Consider the following 19597-nt stretch of genomic DNA (forward strand, 5'->3'; position numbering starts at 1 on the left):
TTAAGCAGGTCACACTTAACACGGTTGCACAAAGTTGCAACATCAGAGATAGTGCTGGCCACGTAGTATGAGCGTAAAGAGAGGAGCAGACAGGTCATGGGTACCACAACGATGGGGGTGAAGCTGGATGAAGCCACCCGCGAACGGATTAAACTGGCGGCGCAGAAGGTTGACCGCACGCCGCACTGGCTGATCAAGCAGGCCATTTTCAACTATCTCGGTCAGCTGGAGAGCGGCGACGCCCTGCCAGAGATCCCCATGACGGCAGGCGCGCAGGCGGAGCAAGATGAGAGCGTGCCGGACGAGACGCACCAGCCGTTCCTCGACTTCGCTGAACATATTCTGCCGCAGTCGGTCACGCGCGCCGCCATTACCGCCGCCTGGCGTCGGCCAGAGACCGACGCGGTGCCGATGCTGCTGGAGCAGGCGCGTCTGCCGGCGGCGCTGGCAGAGAAGACGCACCAGCTCGCCTACAGCCTCGCGGACAAGCTGAGGCACCAGAAAGGTGCAACCGGACGAGCCGGAATGGTGCAAAGCCTGCTGCAGGAGTTCTCCCTCTCCTCACAGGAGGGCGTGGCGCTGATGTGCCTGGCGGAAGCGCTGCTGCGTATTCCCGATAAGCCGACGCGCGACGCGCTGATCCGCGACAAGATCAGCAACGGCAACTGGCAGTCGCACCTGGGCCGCAGCCCCTCGCTGTTTGTGAACGCCGCCACCTGGGGTCTGCTGTTTACCGGACGCCTGGTCTCGACCCACAACGAAGCCAACCTGTCGCGCTCGCTAAACCGAATTATCGGCAAGAGCGGCGAGCCGCTGGTGCGCAAAGGGGTGGATATGGCGATGCGCCTGATGGGCGAACAGTTCGTCACCGGCGAAACCATCGCCGAGGCGCTGGCGAACGCGCGCAAGCTGGAAGAGAAAGGCTTCCGCTACTCCTACGATATGCTGGGCGAAGCGGCGCTGACCGCCAGCGACGCCAAAGCCTACCTGGTCTCCTACCAGCAGGCGATCCACGCTATCGGCAAAGCCTCCAACGGACGCGGCATTTATGAAGGGCCGGGCATCTCTATTAAGCTCTCCGCCCTGCACCCGCGCTACAGCCGCGCGCAGTACGACCGCGTGATGGAGGAGCTCTACCCTATTCTGAAATCCCTGACGCTGCTGGCGCGCTCTTACGACATCGGCATCAATATCGACGCCGAAGAGGCGGACCGTCTCGAGCTGTCCCTCGACCTGCTGGAGAAGCTCTGCTTCGAGCCGGAGCTGGAGGGCTGGAACGGCATCGGCTTCGTTATCCAGGCCTATATGAAACGCTGCCCGTTCGTGATCGACTCGCTGATCGATCTGGCGCAGCGCAGCCGTCGCCGCCTGATGATCCGCCTGGTGAAAGGCGCCTACTGGGACAGCGAAATCAAACGCGCCCAGGTAGAAGGTCTCGAAGGCTATCCGGTCTATACCCGCAAGGTCTACACCGATATCTCCTATATCGCCTGCGCGCGCAAGCTGCTGGCGGTGCCCAACCTGATCTATCCGCAGTTCGCCACGCACAACGCCCATACCCTGGCGGCGATCTATCAGCTGGCGGGCAATAACTACTATCCGGGTCAGTATGAGTTCCAGTGCCTGCACGGCATGGGCGAACCGCTCTATGAGCAGGTGGTCGGTAAAGTGGCGGACGGCAAGCTGAACCGTCCGTGCCGCATCTATGCGCCGGTCGGCACCCATGAAACCCTGCTCGCCTACCTGGTGCGTCGCCTGCTGGAAAACGGCGCCAATACCTCTTTCGTTAACCGTATCGCCGACACGTCGCTGCCGATTGACGAGCTGGTGGCCGATCCGGTGGCGGCGGTTGAAAAGCTGGGCGCGAGCGAAGGCGCAATTGGCCTGCCGCATCCGAAAATTCCGCTGCCGCGCGATCTCTACGGCGCAGGACGCAGCAACGCGGCGGGCATTGATATGGCCAACGAACATCGTCTGGCCTCGCTCTCCAGCGCCCTGCTGAGCAGCGCCGCGCAGCCCTGGCTGGCGCAGCCGATTATCGACGGCGAGCTGGGCGACGGCGAAACCCGCGCGGTGATCAACCCGGCCGCGCCGGGCGATATCGTCGGCCAGGTGCGCGAAGCAAGCGAAGCGGAAGTATCGCTGGCGCTGGATGCGGCAGTGAACGCCGGTCCTATCTGGTTCGCCACGCCGCCGGACGAGCGCGCGGCGATCCTCGATCGCGCCGCGCAGCATATGGAAGATGGGATGCAGCAGCTGATTGGCATTCTGGTGCGCGAAGCGGGCAAAACCTACAACAACGCCATCGCCGAAGTGCGCGAGGCGGTCGACTTCCTGCGCTACTACGCTGGCATGGTGCGTAACGATTTCGACAATGAAACGCACCGTCCCCTTGGTCCGGTGGTCTGTATCAGCCCGTGGAACTTCCCGCTGGCGATCTTTACCGGTCAGATTGCGGCCGCGCTGGCGGCGGGCAATAGCGTGCTGGCCAAGCCTGCGGAGCAGACGCCGCTGATCGCCGCGCAGGCGGTGCGCATCCTGCTGGATGCCGGCGTGCCGGCGGGCGTGCTGCAGCTGCTGCCGGGCGACGGCGAGACCGTCGGCGCGCAGCTGACGCGTGACCCGCGCGTGCGCGGCGTGATGTTTACCGGCTCCACCGCCGTGGCGACCCTGCTGCAGCGCAACCTGGCTGGCCGCCTCGATCCGCAGGGGCGTCCAACGCCGCTGATCGCCGAAACCGGCGGTCTGAACGCGATGATCGTCGACTCTTCCGCGCTGACCGAACAGGTGGTGGTCGATATTCTCGCCTCAGCCTTCGACAGCGCCGGACAGCGCTGCTCGGCGCTGCGTCTGCTCTGCATCCAGGAGGACGTGGCGGATCACACCCTGAAGATGCTGCGCGGCGCGATGGCCGAATGCCGCATGGGCAACCCGGAGCGTCTCTCTACCGATATCGGTCCGGTGATCGACGCCGAGGCGAAGGCCAACATCGAGCGTCATATCCAGGCGATGCGCAATAAAGGCAATACCGTCTACCAGGCGGCGCAGGAGCACCCGCAGGATCGCGCAGAGTGGCAAAGCGGCACCTTTATCAAGCCGACGCTGATCGAGATCGATCAGGTCAGCGATCTCGACAAGGAGATCTTCGGCCCGGTGCTGCACGTGGTGCGCTTCGCGCGCAACGCGCTGCCGCAGCTGATCGATCAGATCAACGCTGGCGGCTACGGCCTGACGCTGGGCGTGCATACCCGCATCGATGAAACCATCGCGCAGGTCACCGCCAGTGCCAAAGTCGGCAACCTCTACGTTAACCGCAATATGGTGGGCGCAGTGGTCGGCGTGCAGCCGTTCGGCGGCGAAGGGCTGTCCGGCACCGGTCCGAAAGCGGGCGGTCCGCTCTATCTCTATCGTCTGCTGGCCAGCCGTCCGGAAACGGCGCTGAGCACCACCTTTGAGCGCCAGGACGCCGAGCGTCCGGCGGACGGCACGCTGCGCGAGGCGCTGCTGGAGCCGCATAAAGCCTTTACCGCCTGGGCGCAGCAGGACAAGCCCGAGCTGGCCGCCGTCTGCCAGCGCTACGCCACGCTGGCGCAGGCGGGCACCGTGCGGCTGCTGACCGGCCCGACCGGCGAGCGCAACACCTTCTCGCTGCTGCCGCGTGAACGCGTGCTCTGCCTCGCCGATAACGAGCAGGACGCGCTGGTGCAGCTGGCGGCGGTGACCAGCGTCGGTAGCCAGGCGCTGTGGCCGGACGATGAGCTGCATCGCAAGCTGCGCCAGGGGCTGCCGCAGGCGGTACAGGCGCGCATCGCGCTGGAGAAGGATCTCTTCGCTACGCACTTCGACGCGGTGATCTACCACGGCGACGCCGATCAGCTGCGCACCCTGTGCGAGCAGATTGCGGCGCGCGACGGCGCGATTGTGTCGGTGCAGGGCTTTGCTCGCGGCGAGACCCAGCTGCTGCTGGAACGTTTGCTGATTGAGCGTTCCCTGAGCGTCAATACCGCGGCGGCCGGCGGCAACGCCAGCCTGATGACCATCGGTTAATACCTCTCGCCAGCGGATAAGGCGCTGCGAGAAGCAAAGCGTCCGGCGTCAGCAACAAACACGCCGGGCGCGTTTTTAACAGACGCAACGCGCTGGCCTCTTCAGGGGTGCCCGCGCCACGCGGGGAGAGAGGGCGTTTTTGCCGCTTTCTTATCGGGCCCTCTTATCCGCCTCAGCACAGTGGCAAAAAAAAAGGCACATCCTTAAGATGTGCCTTTTTACTATGCGTGTGCTGTGTGGGAGTCTTTGCCCGTTAAGCCTGATTGTTGTTCAGGATAAGCTGGCCGTTACGGTCCAGCGGGATGCGGGTGCCAGGGTCGTTTTCCATTCGGATTTTGCCCTGCTGGCTGCCTATTTTATAGGTCACGTCATAACCCAGCATCTTTTCTTGTTTATCGTATACCGTTTTGCAGCGCTGCTCTGATGTCGTATAGGTATCGCGATCCTGCAAACCGCCCTGCACCTGGTTGCCGGCATAGCCGCCCGCCAGCGCGCCTGCGACCGTTGCCACATCGCGACCCCGTCCGCCGCCGAACTGATGGCCCAGCACGCCGCCCGCCACCGCGCCCAGCACCGAACCGGCGATGCGGTTCTCATCCTGTACCGCGCGACGATGGGTCAGCGTAACGTTGCGACATTCCTGACGCGGCTGCCTGATGCTCTCTTTGATTGGCGTTGCCGAAAGCACCTGCGCATACTGCGGACCACGATCAAATACATCCATGCTGGCAACGGCGGCCACGCCCAAAGCAGCTGCAACGCCGATACCGATACCCGCTAACATTGATTTATTCACAGGATTGTCCTCCTGAAGTTGTTACCGTGCATGCGTGCCGCGACGATGTCCCCTGTCGCTATGGCACAGAACGGCGTGCACGACCCGCCGTATCGTTGCAGGAAGTTTTGCAGATGGCCCGAAATTGCAACATCAGATTAATGGAGGAAAACGCACCGGAAGCGGATCAGGGCCACCTTTTCGGAGAGTTCTGAGCAGGGTATAGCGCGAGGGTTTTAATTAATTTCTGTTATGTGTCAGAAGCTTAACAAGCCTCTGCCACAAGCAAAGGCGGCTTGCGCCGCCTGGAAATCATTAGTGCAGCTTGAGGCGCGGGCGGATAACGCGGTTAAGGCTGCCCTCCAGCATCATCAGGCCGGTCTTGAAGTAGCCGTGGAGCGCAATCTGATGCATGCGATAGAGAGAGATGTAGACGAAACGCGCGATGCGCCCCTCTACCATCATCGATCCGCGCATCAGGTTGCCCATCAGGCTGCCGACGGTACTGAAGCGCGACAGCGACACCAGCGAACCGTGATCTTTATAGACGTAGGCTTTCAGCGGCTTGCCGCTACGCTGGGCGAGGATATTCTCCATGGCGCGCGACGCCATCTGGTGCGCCGACTGGGCGCGCGGCGGCACGAAGCCGCCCGACGGCAGCGCGCAGGAGGCGCAGTCGCCGATAGCGTAGATATCGTCATCCAGGGTGGTCTGCAGCGTCTCTTTCACCACCAGCTGGTTGATGCGGTTGGTCTCCAGCCCGCCAATCTCTTTCAGGAAGTCCGGCGCTTTAATGCCCGCCGCCCAAACCATCAGATCCGCCTCGATAAATTCGCCGCCTTTGGTGTGCAGGCCGTTTTTATCGGCGCTGGTCACCATAGTTTGCGTCAGCACGCGCACGCCCAGCTTGGTCAGTTCACTGTGGGCCGCGGCAGAGATGCGCGGCGGCAGCGCAGGCAGAATACGCTCGCCCGCCTCCACCAGCGTGACGTTAAGCGCCTCGCTGCTCAGCCCTTTATAGCCGTAGCTGTGCAGCTGTTTAACCGCGTTATGCAGCTCGGCCGACAGCTCAACGCCGGTCGCCCCGCCGCCGACGATGGCGATATTAACCTTCTCCAGACGGCCCTCGCTGGCGGAGAACTTCAGGAACTGGTTGAGCATTTCATTGTGGAAACGCCGCGCCTGATGCGGGTTATCGAGGAAGATGCAGTGATCTTTGACACCCGGCGTGCCGAAATCGTTGGAGGTGCTGCCGAGCGCCATCACCAGGGTGTCGTAGGCCAGCTCGCGCTGCGGCACCAGCACTTCGCCGTTGTCGTCGCGCATCTCCGCCAGCTCGATGGTTTTGCGCTCGCGGTTGATATTGGTCAGCGAGCCGAGCTGGAACTGAAAGCCGTGGTTGCGCGCGTGCGCCAGGTAGCTCAGGGCGTCGATGCCCTCGTCCATCGATCCGGTCGCCACTTCGTGCAGCAGCGGCTTCCACAGGTGGCTATGGTTACGATCCACCAGAATAATCTCGGCCTTTTTCTTACGGCCCAGCTTGTGACCGAGCTGCGTAGCCATCTCCAGCCCGCCCGCGCCGCCACCGACAATAACGATTTTTTTCATGGATGTAGTCAACAAGACCCCCTCAAAATGTGAACCAATAGTTAATTAATGGTTAAATTAAACCTTAAGAAACATAGGGTTGGCGAAGTTAAAATCGCTGCTGAAGGCAGGATAGCATGGGCAGGGAAGATGGTCATACCAAAATTGATTTACATCAATTAGTGGGCAGATATCTCAGATTATTACGCAAAAAATATGGGCGGCCGCTCGCCGCCCGCACGCTTAACCTAATGTTTTAAAAGCGTTAATGCGCTGAAGATGCGGCGAGATATTCCTGAACTTATGGCCTTCATGCTCATCCCAGACGATTTCATAGAAGGGATGCAGCGTCTCTGCGCTGCGCTGGCTCTCCAGCACCTCGTCGCGACGCGACAGAAATACCAGGCAGCGGTCGCGGTTCTTGTCGCGAAAGTCGCTGACGCACTTGGTGGCGATGTCGAGATACTCTTCCGGGCGGTCAATTTTTCCCTCCATATTTTCAAAGGGAAAGAGGTTGGGATTGAAAATAGCCTGACGAATGCCGCAGAGAAAGCCGATGCGCTCTGCCCAGTAGCCGCCCAAGCCGACGCCGCAAATCAGCGGCTGGGCGCTGCCGCCGCCCTGCGTCAGCAGCTTGTCGGTCTCTTTCAGCAGGAACTGCATATCATGTTTGGGATGGCGGGTGCTGTAGCTAATCATCCTGACGTCAGGATCGATAAACTGCAGCTGCAGCACCTTTTCATGGTTGCCCGGACTGTTGGAATCGAAACCGTGCAGATAAATAATCATGACACTCCTCAGCGTTGTGCGCGCCGGGAGCAGAGACTACTTCCCTGACGCTTTGTGTTCCAGCCAGCGCGCCTGCAGGTTGCTCAGCTGCTGCGCGTTCTGCTTCCAGCGCGTGCTCTGCTGCAGGTTCTGGCGGGTGAAGGTTCCCCGATGGTACAGCCGCGGCACGCGCTCGGCGCCGATCGCGATCAAATTATCCAGCACGCTGATCGCCCCTTCGCGATGGTTGCAGACCAGGATCATGTCGCATCCGGCCGACAGCGACTGCTGCGCGCGCTCGGCATAGCTGCCCATAATCGCGGCACCTTCCATCGACAGATCGTCAGAGAAGATGACGCCGTCAAAGCCCAGCTCTTGACGCAGTACCTTCTTCAGCCAGTAAGGCGAACCGCTGGCGGGCAGTGGATCGACTTCAGTATAGATAACGTGCGCCGGCATGACCGCATCCAGCGCGCCTTCGTCGAACAGTGCCTGGAAAATCGCCATATCGTGACGACGCAGGGTTTCCAGATCGCGCGGATCGCGCGGCGTCTCTTTGTGCGAGTCGGCGCTGACCGCGCCGTGCCCCGGGAAGTGCTTGCCGGTGGTTTTCATGCCGGCTTCATGCATGCCGGCGATAAAGCGGCGCGCCATCGCCAGCGCAATTTGCGGATCCTCATGGAACGAGCGATCGCCGATCGCCGCGCTGATATGGCCCAGATCCAGCACCGGCGCGAAGCTGATGTCGATATCCATGGCGATCATCTCCGCCGCCATCTGCCAGCCCGCCTGCTGCGCCAGCTCGCCGCCGGTTTCCGCATCGTGCAGCGCCGCGAAAGACTGCATCGCGGGCAAGGTGGTGAAGCCGTCGCGGAAGCGCTGCACGCGTCCGCCCTCCTGATCGACCGCCACCACCAGCCGCGTGCGCGACGCGCTGCGGATCTGGCGCACCAGCTCGGCAAGCTGCGCCGGATCGTGGTAGTTGCGCGCAAAGAGGATCACGCCGCCGACCGTGGGATGCTGCAGCATCTCGCGCTCTTCGGCATCCAGTTCAAAACTTTCGACATCCAGCATCAGCGGGCCGGGAAGTTGTGTCGTCATAATCTGTTCCTGGCGCGGCGTTCTCGCCGCGCGTATTAAATGTATTGCCAGCTCTGCCGCGCCAGCTGGCGCAGTTCCGCATCCTCGCTCTGCTCGGCGCGCAGCTGATACCAGCTCGCCATCAGCAGTCGCAGCCAGGGCTGCCAGCGCGTCACCTGCCGCGCCAGCGTCGCGGGCGGCAGATGTGCCGCCCGGGCATAGGCGGCCAGCCAGCGATCCGCATGGGCGGGATCGGCGGCGCACAGCGCAGCCAGCTCTAACGCCACGTCGCCATCGGCGGCGTACTCCCAGTCGATCAGGTGCAGCCCTTCCCCGTCTGCAATCAGGTTGCCGGCGTGGACATCCATATGCAGCGGCGCCAGCCGCAGCGGGGCGGGTTCGCCCACGCGCGCCAGCCGACGCAGGGCGCGCTGCCAGCCGGGGTGCCGCTGGCGGCACAGCTGCCAGTAGCGCCACAGCAGCGGCAGCAGCAGCAGGCGATAGCCGGTAGGCGGCTGCTGATGCAGCCGCAGCAGCAGGGTCACCACCTCGTCACGCCGCTGCTGAAACGCCTGCGGCGAGAGCGGCTTACCCGCGCGCCACGGCAGCAGCAATAGCTGCGCGTCGCCTGGCAGCGGGCGCGGCGTCAGGCCGCTGGGATGCAGTTTACGCAGCAGGCGGGCTTCGCGCTGGCGATCGACAAAGGGGATCGCCGGCTGTGGCGCAGGGCGCGCAATAAACGCGCCCCGCTCGCTTTCCAGTTTGCTGCTGTGGCCGGTCAGCCCCTGCAGCGGCGTCAGCCTGCCCGCCGCGACGCCCGGCAGTCGTGCTTCGATACGCGCCAGCAGCAAGGGATCAATTCTGGGCGACACCTTTGCCTGACCAGACGATTTCGCCGGTCTGCACCAGCATCAGCTGCATTTGCAGCGTCGGGGTCTTCACATCGCCCTGCGCCGTGCTGTAGAGCACATACTGCGCGTTGAGCGTGCGGGCCAGGCCAATCGCCTTGCTGCGCGAGTTCAGGCTATCGTCCGGCGACAGGCCCAGCGTCTGCTTGGCCTGCGCCAGCTGATCGTTGGTTACCAGCGTAAACTTGCCGTTGTTGGCCAGCGCGTTCTGAATCGCATCGGTGGCTTTTTCGCCCTGCAGCGCGCCGTTGGTGCTGTTTTTAATGCGATCCACCATCAGCACGCTGCCCGGCGTGACGCCGTTGGCGGAGCGCAGCATCTGCGCCACCAGCGGCTGCACGCTGGCGTCCCAGTTAATGGTTTTCAGCTTCGGCGGCTGCGGCACCGGCTGCGTTGGCTCCGGCACAGGCTCCGGCTGCGGAACGGGCTGCGGCTGCGTCGGTTCGGCAGGCTGCGTCGGTTCAACGGGGGCGGGCTGCTGCTGCTTAATTACGCAGCCGGAAAGAATGAGCGCCATCAGAAGCGCTCCGGAACGAGGGAGTCGGCGAATCACGTAACAGTCCTCAGAGATAAAGGTAGAGACGAACCTTGCTGGCCGTCAGGTTGCCCATTTGGGAAGCGGCGACAATGCTGCCGTGTGCCGGAACGGTGACCCGCTGCGCCGGTTCGCCCGGCGTAATTTCCAGTCCTTTGTCGTCGTACCAGTAATAACGATAGTGGATCACCACCGGCGTTTCGCGCTGATTATAGAGCACGCTGCGCGCGCGCTGCTGCCCATCCTGCTCGTCGATTACCGGCTCGTCGGTAATGATGCCGGCAGAGAGCACAGAGGACTCCATTACCAGCGACTGCGACGTGTCGATCATCGGTTTATCGCTGCTGCAGCCTGCCAGAGTCAGCAGGAGCGGCAAGCCTGTCAGCCATTGACGCATAACTCGCTTCCGTATGGAAAATCAGTCGGCCAGCATTGGACCCAGCGGACGACCGCCGAGTAAATGCATATGAATGTGGTACACCTCCTGACCGCCATGACGATTGCAGTTAACGATCAGGCGGTAGCCGTCTTGATCGATGCCTTCGGCGCGCGCGACTTTGGCGGCGACGGTGAACAGGCGGCCCAGCGCCTGCTCGTGGGCGGGCAGCGCGTCGTTAGCGGTCGGGATTAATACGTTAGGGACAATCAAAATATGGGTCGGCGCTTTGGGAGAGATATCGCGAAACGCAGTGACCAGCTCATCCTGATACACCACGTCGGCGGGGATTTCGCGACGGATGATTTTACTGAAAATAGTTTCTTCAGCCATGGTGCAATTCCTTAAGCCTGATTGACAGTGAATCAGTATGCGTGAGGAATTTGTTTTCTTTCAAGCTCAGTACCACTTTTCCCCGATTAACTGCCTGCCTTTGCGCCATTTTTCACCGCCTCTTTTTCCTGTGCGCCGCTTCGCACATTCCCGCCGTGGGCGCAGTTAAAATGAAACGGTGTTTCATAAATTAGAAACGCGCCGCCCTTTTCTTTGCGTTACTGCCAGCCAGAGGCGACGCCTGGCGTAATTGCGAAGGTTTGCCCCGCGCTGCGGCTCTACTTTCTATTTATTCCGAGTGTGTGGTCCGGATAACAAGGGATGTAATGACTATGGCTAAACAGGAGCATCCGTATGCGCTCACGTAAAATTGGTTTTGGCCACTATCTGGCTTACGGCTCCGGGGATTTTCTCGGCGCAGGCACCACGGCGCTTACCGCTGCCTGGCTGCTCTATTTTTATACGACCTTCTGCGGTCTGACGCCTATTGAAGCGACCTTTATCTTCGCCGCCGCGCGCGTGCTGGACGCGGTAGTCAGCCCGCTGATGGGCTTTCTCACCGATAACTTCGGCTCGACCTGGCTGGGCAAGCGCTTCGGCCGCCGCAAATTCTTTATTCTGCTCGGCATTCCCTGTGTCTTTAGCTATAGCCTGATGTGGATCGGCGATATGAGCTTCTGGTGGTATCTCGCCACCTACCTGCTGTTCGATATTGTCTACACCATGATTCTGGTGCCCTATGAAACCCTGGTGCCGGAAATGACCGACGATTTCAAACAGAAAACCCGCTTCTCCGGCGCGCGTATCGCGCTGGCGCAGCTGTCGGCGATCCTCGCCGCCTTCCTGCCGGGCATCTTGATCGGCGCGCTGGGCAAAGATAATCCGCTCTCGTTTTTCTATGCCAGCCTGGTGTTTTCCATTATCTGCGCGCTGGTGCTGACGCTGGTCTGGTTCTTTACCTGGGAGCGCGATCCCGGCGACTTCTCCGCAGAGTCGCGCCGCGCCGAAGAGGAGAAGCGGCAGCTCTCTCTGATGCAGAGCCTGAAGCGTCTCTATGTTGAGCTCGCCTCGACGCTGCGCATCCGCATTTTCCGTCAGCATCTTGGCATGTATCTGGGCGGCTATATTGCACAGGATGTCTTTAACGCCGTCTTTACCTGGTATGTGGTGTTCGTGCTGATGCAGAGCGCGCAGGTCGCCTCAAACCTGATGGGCACCATGGCGCTGCTGCAGTTTATCGCCGTGATGGGCATGATCCCGCTCTGCATCCGTATGGGGCCAGCGCCCGCCTACCGCCTGGTGGTCACGCTGTTCGGCATCGCCGCCCTCTCCTACGCCGGCCTCTGGTATGCGGGCATGAGCGACAGCTTTTCACTGCTGCTGCTGATTTCGGCGCTGGCGGGTCTGGGACGCGGCGGCATCAACTATGTACCCTGGAATATCTACACCTACATCGCTGACGTGGATGAGGTGATTACCGGCCAGCGCCGCGAGGGGATTTTTGCTGGCATTATGACCCTGACCCGCAAAGCCTCCCAGGCGGGCGCGGTGATGCTGGTCGGCATCGTGCTGCAGCTCTCCGGCTTCGTCTCGGGTCAGGCGACCCAGGCGCCAGGCGTCAGCCATACCATTCTCGGCATCCTCAGCCTCGGCACCCTGTGCGTGCTGGTCTGCGGCTTCCTGGTTTCGCTGCGCTTTAAGCTCAATCTGCAGACCCACACCGTGCTGCGCGAAGAGACGCTGAAGATACGCGAGGCTGACCGCGTCCTGCCGGAGCGCATCACGCCTGAAGCGCGCGATATCGTCGAGACCCTGGCCGGGATGCCCTATGAGAATCTGTGGGGCAACAACAACATCGGCTTCCTTAACCGTCATAAACCGGCCGCGCCGCCGCTAACCGCCGCGCGTCCGCTCGCTTCTCCCCTGACTACCACCTTGAAACGATAGGAATGAACCATGACTGTATTTCCTGTGAAACAGAGTGCGCTTTTGTGCCAACCCGAATTTCTGCTGCCGCGCCGGGAGCTGCTGCAACTGATTCACAAGCTGACGCAAAACCTGGTGAATATTACCGACGAGACGGGAGAGTTTTTGCTGCGCCTCGACGACGGACGCGTGATTGATACCAAAGGCTGGGCGGGCTGGGAGTGGACCCACGGCATCGGTCTCTACGGTATGCTGCACTATTATCAGCAAACCGGCGATCGGCAGACGCTAAGCATTATTGACGACTGGTTCGCCGCGCGCCTTGCGGAAGGCACCCCAACCAAAAACGTAAATACCGTGGCGCCCTTCCTGACGCTCGCCTGGCGCTACGAAGAGACGGGCAACCCCGCCTGGCGGCCGGTGCTGGAGCGCTGGGCGGAGTGGGTAATGTATGAGATGCCGCGCACCGAGCAGGGTGGCCTGCAGCATATCGTCTACAACAATGAAAACCACCAGCAGCTCTGGGACGATACGCTGATGATGAGCGTTATGGCGCTGGCAAAAATCGGCCAGCTGCTCAATCGTCAAGAGTTTATCGAGGAGGCGAGCTATCAGTTCCTGCTGCATACGCAATATCTGATGGATCGCCAGACCGGCCTCTGGTTTCACGGCTGGAGCTTCGAGGGGCGCCATAATTTCGCCAGTGCGCGCTGGGCGCGCGGCAACAGCTGGCTCACTATCGCGATCCCCGACTTCCTGGAGATGATGAACTGGCCGGAACAGCATGCGACGCGGCGCTTCCTGCTGCAGGTGCTGGAGAGCCAGGTGAAAGCGCTGCGCGCCTGCCAGCATCCGAGCGGCCTGTGGCACACGCTGCTGGACGATCCCGACAGCTATCTGGAGGCGTCGGCGACCGCGGGCTTCGCCTACGGCATTATCAAGGCGGTGCGCAAGCGCTACCTTAGCGCGGACTATCTGCCCACCGGGCTGAACGCGCTGCGCGGCGTAATCGCCAACATCGACGAAGAGGGCGAGCTGAAGCAGGTTTCGTTCGGCACCGCGATGGGCAGCGATCTCGACTACTACCGCAACGTGCCGCTCACCTCGATGCCTTACGGTCAGGCGATGGCGCTGCTCTGCCTGACGGAGTACCTGCGCGTCTATCTCTGAGCGCCGCGCGCAGACAGCCAAAAAAAAGCCCCGCTTGTGCGGGGCTTTATCTTTATTACGCTTTACATGCTGCGGATATAGTCATCCATATCGGTTTTCAGGTTATCGGACTTGGTGCCGAAAATCGCCTGAACCCCTGAGCCTGCCACCACTACGCCACGGGCGCCGAGGTTTTTCAGCTCGTTTTGGTCAACCTTGCTGACGTCCGCCACGCTGACGCGCAGACGGGTAATGCAGGCATCCAGGTTCGTGATGTTCTCTTTGCCGCCGAAAGCGGAAACCAGCTTGCCCGCCATCTCGCTGCCGGTTGCTGAAGAGGACTCGGTGGTGACATCTTCACGGCCAGGCGTTTTCAGGTTCAGCTTGACGATCAGCACGCGGAAAATGGTGTAGTAAACCAGACCGTAGATAATGCCTACAACCGGGAACAGCCAGATTTTGCTGCTGTTGCCGCTCAGCACGATAAAGTCGATCAGGCCGTGCGAGAAGCTGGTGCCGTCACGCATGCCGAGCAGGATACAGATCGGGAACGCCAGACCGGCCAGGATTGCGTGGATCACATAGAGGATCGGCGCAACGAACATAAATGAGAATTCGATCGGCTCGGTGATACCGGTCAGGAACGCGGTCAGCGCGGCGGAGATCATGATGCCGCCCACTTTGGCGCGGTTTTCAGGCTTCGCCGAATGCCAGATAGCGATTGCCGCCGCCGGCAGGCCGTACATTTTGAACAGGAAGCCGCCAGAGAGTTTGCCCGCGGTCGGGTCGCCCGCCATATAGCGCGGAATATCGCCGTGGAACACCTGACCCGCCGCATTGGTGAACTCACCAATCTGCATCTGGAAAGGTACGTTCCAGATATGGTGCAGGCCGAAAGGCACCAGCGCACGTTCAACGACGCCGTAGATACCGAACGCAACAACCGGGTTCTGGTAGGCCGCCCACTGTGAAAACTCCTGAATCGCCGAGCCAATTGGCGGCCAGATAAAGGAGAGCAGCACGCCCAGCACGATCGCCGCCAGGCCGGAGATAATCGGCACAAAGCGCTTACCGGCGAAGAAGCCCAGATATTCCGGCAGCTTGATACGGTAGAAGCGGTTAAACATATAGGCCGCTATCGCACCGGCAATAATGCCGCCCAGCACGCCGGTATCCGCCAGATGGTGCGCGGCAATCTCTTCAGCGGAGAGATGCAGCACCAGCGGCGCGACCACCGCCATGGTTTTCACCATGATGCCGTAGGCCACCACCGACGCCAGCGCCGAGACGCCGTCGTTGTTGGTAAAGCCGAGCGCCACGCCGATAGCGAAGATAAGCGGCATATTAGCAAACACCGACCCACCCGCTTCCGCCATGACGTGGGAAACGACGGCCGGTAGCCAGCTAAAGTTTGCCGAACCAACACCTAATAAAATGCCGGCGATCGGCAGAACCGATACCGGCAGCATGAGCGATTTACCGACCTTTTGCAGGTTCGCAAATGCGTTCTTGAACATAGCCTGAAGCTCCTGAGTATGAGTGCGATTTTGCGCTATGCGCTGGGTCGTGGGGGAGGATCCGCAACCCGTTTGACGGTGACCGCCTTTTAATTATTACGAAGGGTAAAATAAATCAGCTGGCGTTACTTTGATGACTATCACGTTTCCTGAATCGGCCGGGCCGGATATCAGTATATTCTGACTGACAGCGCGCCTTTTGACCCCATAAAAAGGTCGCCCTGCGGTAAAAAACAGGGCGATCCGTCGGTGTTACCGAATTATTACAGGCTTTGAAATAAAACCTTAACCGCCGAGACGGCTCATGGGTACCTTGAATAGCGTCGAAAAGTTTTGCGTAGTGGTCGCGGCCAGCGTCTCGATATCGACCCCTTTCAGCACCGCGAGATACTCCGCTACGTCGCGCGTATAGGCCGGCTGGTTCTCTTTGCCGCGGTACGGCACCGGTGCCAGATAGGGCGAGTCGGTCTCCACCAGCATGCGATCCAGCGGCACATAGCGCGCCGCTTCGCGCAGCTGTTCGGCATTGCGGAAGGTGACGATGCCGGAAAAAGAGATATAAAAGCCCATATCCAGCAGCTTCGCCGCCGTCGCCTGATCTTCAGTAAAGCAGTGCAGTACACCGCCGCAGCGCTCTACCTGCTCTTCGCGCAGAATCGCCAGCGTATCGTCACGCGCGTCGCGGGTATGGACGATAATCGGCTTGTTCAGCGCGATGCCGGTGCGAATATGCTCGCGGAACGACGCCTGCTGCTGCGCCATGGTTTCCTGTTGATAATAGTAGTCAAGGCCGGTTTCGCCCAGCGCCACCACGCGCGGATCGGCGGCCAGACGACGAAACTCCTCGACGTCGTACGGCTCTTCCTGGTTCAGCGGGTGTACGCCGACCGAGAGCGCGATATTTTCTCGCTCGCCCACCAGCGCCTTCAGGGTATGAAAACCGGGCAGCGTTGTGGCGATGGCCAGCATAAATTTCACGTCGCGCGCGGCGGCTTTGGCAAGCACATCGTCGAGATCGCGATGGTGCTTTTCATAGTCCAGGCCATCAAGATGGCAGTGTGAATCAACAATAAACATAAGGTGTCTCTTTAAATCGTTAAGCGACTACGCCGGGCTTGCGTTTATCCGCCCAGCTAAGAAGTCGGTCGGTTAACAGCAGTTCGCGGTTAACGGCGGCCACGTGCAGCAGCTCTTCCCGGCACTGCATCCACTCGCGTGCGCTCTCATCCAGCGCGCGAGCAGAAAAGGTCTCTGCCAGCAGCGCGACCACATCCTCACGGTCGGGGTTGCTCAGCCAGCGCGCGGCGCCCTGCTGCCACTTAATGGCATCCACCAGCAGCGCCATCAGCCAGCTGATACGCGCGGCGACATCCTCGGCATTAAGCAGCGGCAGCAGCAGTAAAATATCCTGCCGCAGCGCGGCAGGCAGCCCGTCACACAGGCTCTGGCGCGCCTGCCAGCGCGCTGGCTCCAGCAGCCTTAGCGCCGCCGCCGGGGCACCGCCGCTAAGGCGCAGCGCGGTTTGCAGCGCGGCGGGCGCGTGCGACTGCTGCTTGCCCAGCCACTGCAGGCTCTGCGCCTCGTCCGGCGGCGTCAGCGAGAGCGCCATACAGCGGCTGCGCAGCGTGGCCAGCAGCCGGGACGACTCGCGACAGCCTAAAAAGAACCAGCTGTTGGCGGGCGGCTCTTCCAGGGTTTTCAACAGCGCGTTAGCCGCCGATTCGCTGAGCTGCGCGGCATCGGGCAGCCAGACCACTTTTGCGCCCCCCTGCTGGGCGAAATGGTAGAGCTTTTCGGTCACCTGGCGCACCGCGTCGATACCCAGGGTGCTTTTGCCCTTTTCCGCCTCCAGCCGGTACCAGTCGGGATGGGTCTGCGCCTGCATCAGCTGGCAGCCGTGGCACTGGCCGCAGCTTTTTAGCCCATCCTTCTGCTGACACATCAGCCAGCGGCTGACGCCCCATACCAGCGCCTCCTCGCCCATGCCGTCAATCGCCTGGATCAGCAGCGCGTGATGCGCGCGTCCCGCCTGATGCTGGCCGATGATGTAGCGGTAAGGCTGATTCAGCCAGGGATACCAGTTCATGCCTGCTGATCCAGCCAGCGCGTCAGGGTCGCTTTGATCGCCTGGGTGACGCTCTCGAGCGGCTGCGTCGCATCCACCGTCAGGATGCTCTTGTCTTCAGCCGCCAGCGCCAGATAGCGCGCACGCGTGCGCTCGAAAAAGCGCAGCGACTCCTGCTCGATGCGATCCAGCGCGCCGCGCGCGCGGGCGCGCTGCAGGCCGATTTCCGGCGTGACGTCGAGATAGAGCTGAAGATCGGGACGGAAATCCCCCAGCACCGCATCGCGCAGGGTGCGCATCAGGGCGGCGTCCAGCCCCCGTCCGCCGCCCTGATAGGCCTGCGAAGAGAGATCGTGCCGGTCGCCAATAACCCAGGCGCCGCGCGCCAGCGCGGGCTTAATCACGGTATCCACCAGCTGAACGCGGGCGGCGTAGAGCATCAGCAGCTCGGCTTTGTCCGTGACCTGCTCGCCTTCGATCCCCTGCTTCACCAGTACGCGCAACTGCTCGGCCAGCGGCGTGCCGCCCGGCTCGCGCGTAAAGACGATATCCTGAACGCCCCGTTCGCGCAGCGCGGCGACGACCGCCTCGCGCGCGGTGGTTTTTCCGGCGCCTTCCAGGCCTTCAATGACGATAAACTTACTTTTCATCTTTTTCCTTTAGCGTTTGCCGGTAAGCCTGTACTGCCTGGTTATGACTGGCAAGATTGGTGGTAAAGGTATGGCCGCCCTTGCCGTCGGCGACAAAATAGAGGTAATCCGTTTTTTCCGGGTGCGCGGCCGCTTCCAGCGAGGCTTTGCTCGGCACGGCGATCGGGCCCGGCGGCAAGCCGTTTATGGTATAGGTATTGTAATCGGTCGGCGTCTCAAGGTCTTTACGGGTTAGCGTGCCGGTGTACCTGTCGCCCATGCCGTAAATCACTGTCGGATCGGTTTGCAGCTTCATACCGGTGCGCAGGCGATTGATAAATACCGACGCGACGCGCGCGCGCTCGGTGCTGACGGCGGTCTCTTTTTCAATGACCGACGCCATGGTCACCATCTCCAGCGGATTTTTATAGGGCAGATCCGCCATGCGCTTTTGCCAGATTTGGTCCACCAGCGCCGTCATGCGGAGGTGCGCGCGCTGCAGCAGCGCGATGTCGCTGGTGTTGGCGGTATAGAGATAAGTGTCCGGGTAGAAGCTGCCTTCCAGCGCCAGCGGATCGATGTTCAGCGTTTTCGCCAGCGTCGCGAACTGATCATCCTTTAGCGTGTGTTTGATATAGGGGGCGGCGCGCAGCTCGGCGAGCCAGTCGCGCAGGCGCTGCCCCTCAACCAGCCGCAGCGGGAACTGCGCCTCTTTGCCGCTGGCGAGCAGCTGCAGCAGCGCGCGCACCGTCATCCCCTTCTGTAGCCGATAGGTGCCCGCTTTAAAGCGCGCCAGATCCGGCTCCAGCTTCAGCAGCGGGCCGAACCAGACACTCTGTGGGATCAGGTGCTGGCTCTCCAGCTGCGCCTCCAGCGCCACCCGCCCGGTGCCCGCTGGCAAGGTATAGATCGTTTCCTGGTCAATGGTTAACGGCGTCGCGGCGAAGCGCTGGATTTGCCAGTAGCTAAACGCCGCCGCAAGGGCCAGAATCGCCGCGATAACGACGAAGATTTTTTTTGTTCGACTCATTTTGCTTCCATTAAATTGCAGCGCTCCTGAAACCAGCGGTAGAGCGTGCGTTCGCTGTATTCTCTGTCGTCCAGCTGCCGCACCGGCAAAACCGGCATCAGGGCATTGCAGATCACGATTTCGTCGGCCGCCAGCAGCTGAGACGCTTCGCAGCGCACCACCTGGCAATGCAGGCCGGCGGCGGCCATCTGCGCCATCAGATAACGCCGCATCACGCCGTCGACCCCAGCGTGCGTCAGATCAGGGGTAAAAACGCGTTCGCCCTGCCGCCAGAATAAATTGGCCGCACAGCATTCCACCACGTAGCCAGCAGTGTCAAGCACCAGCGCCTCGTCGGCGTCGCTCCGCTCGAGATGCGCACGGATCATCACCTGCTCCAGACGATTCAGGTGTTTGATGCCCGCCAGCAGCGGGCTCTGCGCCAGCCGCACCGGGCTGCTCTGCAGCCTGACGCCCTGCGTGTGCAGCGTCTGATAGTGATGCGGCCAGGGCGCAACCGAGACGATGCGCGTAGCGCCGCTGCCGCCTTTGCGGCTGTAGCCGCGGCCGCCAGAGCCGGCGCTAAGGATAACTTTTACCACCGCCTGCGCGTGCGGCTGTGCGGCTGCGCGCATCTCCGCTTCCAGCCTGCCCCAGTCGACGTCGGGTATCAGCAGGCGTTCGCATCCCTCACGCAGACGGCGCAGGTGCGCCTCCAGCAGCTGGATGCGGCCGTTATGCACCGCCGCCGTGGTAAAGCAGCCGTCGCCAAATTGCGTTGCGCGATCCGTGGCGGGCAAGCTGAGCTGCTCCGCTCCGTTTATCCACATAAG

At 61.4% G+C, this 19597-nt stretch carries 17 protein-coding genes; 3 read left to right on the plus strand and 14 right to left on the minus strand.

Features of this window, described 5'->3' with window-relative positions:
* Positions 1–96: 96 nt before the first annotated feature.
* Entirely contained in the window at positions 97–4047 is a 3951-nt protein-coding gene (gene putA, locus LB453_RS14645; RefSeq protein WP_224481508.1) for a trifunctional transcriptional regulator/proline dehydrogenase/L-glutamate gamma-semialdehyde dehydrogenase, read from the plus strand.
* 253 nt (positions 4048–4300) lie between these two features.
* Here the strand turns inward: putA and LB453_RS14650 are convergent, their stop codons facing one another.
* The 8 genes from LB453_RS14650 to hinT all read right to left on the minus strand — a co-directional run bounded on the left by LB453_RS14650 (position 4301) and on the right by hinT (position 10469).
* On the minus strand, positions 4301–4843 hold the full coding sequence (locus LB453_RS14650; protein WP_103795482.1) for a glycine zipper 2TM domain-containing protein: 543 nt from the start codon (positions 4841–4843) through the stop codon (positions 4301–4303).
* A gap of 294 nt (positions 4844–5137) precedes the next feature.
* Entirely contained in the window at positions 5138–6442 is a 1305-nt protein-coding gene (locus tag LB453_RS14655) for an NAD(P)/FAD-dependent oxidoreductase (protein ID WP_224481509.1), read from the minus strand.
* 210 nt (positions 6443–6652) lie between these two features.
* Entirely contained in the window at positions 6653–7198 is a 546-nt protein-coding gene (gene ycfP, locus LB453_RS14660) for an alpha/beta hydrolase YcfP (protein WP_103795480.1), read from the minus strand.
* 36 nt (positions 7199–7234) lie between these two features.
* A complete protein-coding gene (gene nagZ / locus LB453_RS14665; RefSeq protein ID WP_103795479.1) occupies positions 7235–8278 on the minus strand; it encodes a beta-N-acetylhexosaminidase in 1044 nt (347 codons plus the stop codon).
* A gap of 35 nt (positions 8279–8313) precedes the next feature.
* On the minus strand, positions 8314–9129 hold the full coding sequence (thiK, locus tag LB453_RS14670) for a thiamine kinase (protein ID WP_103795478.1): 816 nt from the start codon (positions 9127–9129) through the stop codon (positions 8314–8316).
* Positions 9113–9718, minus strand: coding sequence for a penicillin-binding protein activator LpoB (gene lpoB, locus LB453_RS14675; RefSeq protein ID WP_103795477.1), 606 nt, complete (start codon positions 9716–9718; stop codon positions 9113–9115). Before lpoB ends, thiK begins: the two co-directional genes overlap by 17 nt.
* 10 nt (positions 9719–9728) lie before the next feature.
* Positions 9729–10097, minus strand: coding sequence for a YcfL family protein (locus LB453_RS14680; protein WP_103795476.1), 369 nt, complete (start codon positions 10095–10097; stop codon positions 9729–9731).
* 21 nt (positions 10098–10118) lie between these two features.
* Positions 10119–10469, minus strand: coding sequence for a purine nucleoside phosphoramidase (gene hinT, locus LB453_RS14685; RefSeq protein WP_103795475.1), 351 nt, complete (start codon positions 10467–10469; stop codon positions 10119–10121).
* A 354-nt stretch (positions 10470–10823) separates the two neighbouring features.
* Between hinT and LB453_RS14690 the strand changes: the two genes are divergently transcribed.
* Both LB453_RS14690 and LB453_RS14695 read left to right on the plus strand, forming a co-directional pair.
* Positions 10824–12416: an MFS transporter gene (locus tag LB453_RS14690; RefSeq protein ID WP_103795474.1), complete on the plus strand. Its 1593-nt coding sequence runs from the start codon at positions 10824–10826 to the stop codon at positions 12414–12416.
* 9 nt (positions 12417–12425) lie between these two features.
* Entirely contained in the window at positions 12426–13565 is a 1140-nt protein-coding gene (locus LB453_RS14695; RefSeq protein ID WP_103795473.1) for a glycoside hydrolase family 105 protein, read from the plus strand.
* 62 nt (positions 13566–13627) lie between these two features.
* On the opposite strand, the gene ptsG is transcribed toward LB453_RS14695, so the two are convergent.
* The 6 genes from ptsG to pabC form a co-directional block, all read right to left on the minus strand.
* A complete protein-coding gene (gene ptsG / locus LB453_RS14700) occupies positions 13628–15061 on the minus strand; it encodes a PTS glucose transporter subunit IIBC (protein WP_103795472.1) in 1434 nt (477 codons plus the stop codon).
* Between the two features lie 285 nt (positions 15062–15346).
* Complete coding sequence (locus LB453_RS14705; protein WP_103795471.1) at positions 15347–16138, minus strand: metal-dependent hydrolase; 792 nt, start codon at positions 16136–16138, stop codon at positions 15347–15349.
* A gap of 19 nt (positions 16139–16157) precedes the next feature.
* Entirely contained in the window at positions 16158–17147 is a 990-nt protein-coding gene (gene holB, locus LB453_RS14710) for a DNA polymerase III subunit delta' (protein ID WP_103795470.1), read from the minus strand.
* Entirely contained in the window at positions 17144–17776 is a 633-nt protein-coding gene (gene tmk, locus LB453_RS14715; RefSeq protein ID WP_103795469.1) for a dTMP kinase, read from the minus strand. Before tmk ends, holB begins: the two co-directional genes overlap by 4 nt.
* Positions 17766–18785 (minus strand): endolytic transglycosylase MltG, encoded by a 1020-nt coding sequence (mltG, locus tag LB453_RS14720; RefSeq protein ID WP_103795468.1) that lies wholly within the window; start codon positions 18783–18785, stop codon positions 17766–17768. The genes tmk and mltG overlap by 11 nt, the downstream gene beginning before the upstream one ends.
* Positions 18782–19594, minus strand: a complete 813-nt coding sequence (gene pabC, locus LB453_RS14725; RefSeq protein WP_103795467.1) for an aminodeoxychorismate lyase — start codon at positions 19592–19594, stop codon at positions 18782–18784. The genes mltG and pabC overlap by 4 nt, the downstream gene beginning before the upstream one ends.
* Positions 19595–19597 lie beyond the last annotated feature (3 nt).

The sequence above is a fragment of the Pantoea agglomerans genome (assembly GCF_020149765.1).
In the GTDB taxonomy this organism is placed as follows: Bacteria; Pseudomonadota; Gammaproteobacteria; order Enterobacterales; family Enterobacteriaceae; genus Pantoea; species Pantoea alvi.

Excerpts from the sequence above, each read along its gene's own strand:
- putA (WP_224481508.1), top strand. The coding sequence starts at position 97 with ATGGGTACCACAACGATGGGGGTGAAGCTGGATGAAGCCACCCGCGAA.
- ycfP (WP_103795480.1), bottom strand. The coding sequence starts at position 7,198 with ATGATTATTTATCTGCACGGTTTCGATTCCAACAGTCCGGGCAACCAT.
- nagZ (WP_103795479.1), bottom strand. The coding sequence starts at position 8,278 with ATGACGACACAACTTCCCGGCCCGCTGATGCTGGATGTCGAAAGTTTT.
- LB453_RS14680 (WP_103795476.1), bottom strand. The coding sequence starts at position 10,097 with ATGCGTCAATGGCTGACAGGCTTGCCGCTCCTGCTGACTCTGGCAGGC.
- hinT (WP_103795475.1), bottom strand. The coding sequence starts at position 10,469 with ATGGCTGAAGAAACTATTTTCAGTAAAATCATCCGTCGCGAAATCCCC.
- LB453_RS14690 (WP_103795474.1), top strand. The coding sequence starts at position 10,824 with ATGCGCTCACGTAAAATTGGTTTTGGCCACTATCTGGCTTACGGCTCC.
- LB453_RS14695 (WP_103795473.1), top strand. The coding sequence starts at position 12,426 with ATGACTGTATTTCCTGTGAAACAGAGTGCGCTTTTGTGCCAACCCGAA.
- ptsG (WP_103795472.1), bottom strand. The coding sequence starts at position 15,061 with ATGTTCAAGAACGCATTTGCGAACCTGCAAAAGGTCGGTAAATCGCTC.
- LB453_RS14705 (WP_103795471.1), bottom strand. The coding sequence starts at position 16,138 with ATGTTTATTGTTGATTCACACTGCCATCTTGATGGCCTGGACTATGAA.
- holB (WP_103795470.1), bottom strand. The coding sequence starts at position 17,147 with ATGAACTGGTATCCCTGGCTGAATCAGCCTTACCGCTACATCATCGGC.
- tmk (WP_103795469.1), bottom strand. The coding sequence starts at position 17,776 with ATGAAAAGTAAGTTTATCGTCATTGAAGGCCTGGAAGGCGCCGGAAAA.
- mltG (WP_103795468.1), bottom strand. The coding sequence starts at position 18,785 with ATGAGTCGAACAAAAAAAATCTTCGTCGTTATCGCGGCGATTCTGGCC.
- pabC (WP_103795467.1), bottom strand. The coding sequence starts at position 19,594 with ATGTGGATAAACGGAGCGGAGCAGCTCAGCTTGCCCGCCACGGATCGC.